3 protein-coding genes are annotated in these 1,477 nt (G+C 69.4%); 2 read left to right on the top strand and 1 reads right to left on the bottom strand.

Features of this window, described 5'->3' with window-relative positions; all coding sequences use genetic code 11:
• The first annotated feature begins 156 nt into the window (after positions 1–156).
• A complete protein-coding gene (locus tag PLL68_RS15110) occupies positions 157–420 on the top strand; it encodes a ribbon-helix-helix protein, CopG family (RefSeq protein WP_324535509.1) in 264 nt (87 codons plus the stop codon).
• Positions 417–821 (top strand): type II toxin-antitoxin system VapC family toxin, encoded by a 405-nt coding sequence (locus tag PLL68_RS15105; protein WP_324535507.1) that lies wholly within the window; start codon positions 417–419, stop codon positions 819–821. Before PLL68_RS15110 ends, PLL68_RS15105 begins: the two co-directional genes overlap by 4 nt.
• 1 nt (position 822) lies before the next feature.
• On the opposite strand, the gene PLL68_RS15100 is transcribed toward PLL68_RS15105, so the two are convergent.
• Positions 823–1,477, bottom strand: a 655-nt coding sequence (locus tag PLL68_RS15100) for a family 1 glycosylhydrolase (protein WP_324535505.1), incomplete at its 5' end; no start/stop codon positions are given.

Raw genomic sequence — 1,477 nt, 5'->3', positions numbered from 1 at the left:
GTGCGCCTGTCGCTGAAGAAGGCCTGGAAGAAGAAGTCGCTCGGCCGCTTCTGAGCACTGGCGGTTTCACACCATCTCGGATGCCGTGGCGCGCCGACACTGTCGACTCGCCACGGTATCCCCTGCCATGCGGCTACGCATGTGTATGCTGTGTGTATGTCCACGCTCGAGCGCCGCCTCCAGCTGCTCCTTGACCAGGAGCGATACGAACGCGTTGCCGCTGAGGCGAGGGAGTCGGGCCGCAGCGTCAATGCCGTGATCCGTGAGGCCATCGACGCCCACTACCCCCCCGGCGCAGACGCCAGGAGCGCAGCCTGGCAGCGGTTCCTCGACCTGACGGCTACACCCCAGCCCGGCCCGGCCGAGACGCTGGAGGAGATCAAGGCCAGCCTCGACGAGCGGTTCACGACCTCGTGGTGAACTACTTCGTCGACACCACTGTCCTGCTGTTGGCCGTTGGCGGCGAGAGCAGCGAGCGCGAGGTGGCCCGCGCCTTCATCGACCGCGCCCGTCGATCGCGTTCTGACATCCACCTCAGCGTCGAGGCAGCCCAGGAGTACGTGTTCCACCGACTGCGCCGATTCGGCCGAGAGGTGGCCATCGCTGAGGGACGCGCCCTGGCCGAGACCTGCGTGTTTCACGACTTCACTGCCGCGATCCAGGCGCGAAGCCTCGACCTCATGGAGGTCAGCGGCGTGCGCGGCCGCGACGCGGTGCACGCAGCAACGGCACTCACCGCCGGGTTCACCGAGATCGTGACCAACGACCGCGGCTTCGACGGCATCCCGGGTCTGCGCCGCATCGACCCCCGGGACCTCTGAGCTACCCCGACGCGGCGGTGCCGCCGAGCTGCTCGGCGAACCAGTACCCCGAGTCCTTGATGGTGCGCACCTGGGTGTCGTAGTCGACGTGCACGAGCCCGAAGCGCGGCTCCAGCCCTTCGGCCCACTCGAAGTTGTCGAGCAGCGACCAGGCGAAGTAGCCGTCGACCGGCACCCCGCGGGCACGGGCACCGGCGACCTGTGCGAGGTGGCTCCGGTAGTACTCGATGCGCCGGTCGTCGTGCACCCGCCCGTCGACGAGCTCGTCGGGGAAGGACGCGCCACCCTCGGTGACGACGATCCGCTCGAAGGCGCCGTAGGCGTGCACCGCGTCGAGGACGAGGCCGAGCCCTTCGGGCATGATCTCCCAGCCGAGGGAGGTCAGCTCGTTGCCGTGCTCGGCGCCCCCGAACCGGGGCAGGGTCCACAGCCCGGGGATCGGCAGGAACGGCGCCCGCAGCCGCGTGTAGTACTGGACCCCGAGGAAGTCGAGGTCGGCCACCACGTCGGCGTCGTCGCCGTCCCGCAGGTAACGGCGCACCCCGTTCAGGATCGGCGCTTCGCGCCACGGGTACCCGAGCCCGAGGAGAGGTTCGAGAAAGGCTCGGTTCAGCACGGCATCCGCCGCTCGTTCCGCGACCGCGGCGAGCGGACCC

The sequence above is a fragment of the Ornithinibacter sp. genome, assembly GCF_035443565.1.
Taxonomy (GTDB): Bacteria; Actinomycetota; Actinomycetes; order Actinomycetales; family Dermatophilaceae; genus Fodinibacter.
The sequence above is the reverse complement of the archived record's forward strand: the minus strand, read 5'-3'. Positions and strand labels throughout refer to the sequence as shown.

Excerpts from the sequence above, each read along its gene's own strand:
- PLL68_RS15110 (WP_324535509.1), top strand. The coding sequence starts at position 157 with ATGTCCACGCTCGAGCGCCGCCTCCAGCTGCTCCTTGACCAGGAGCGA.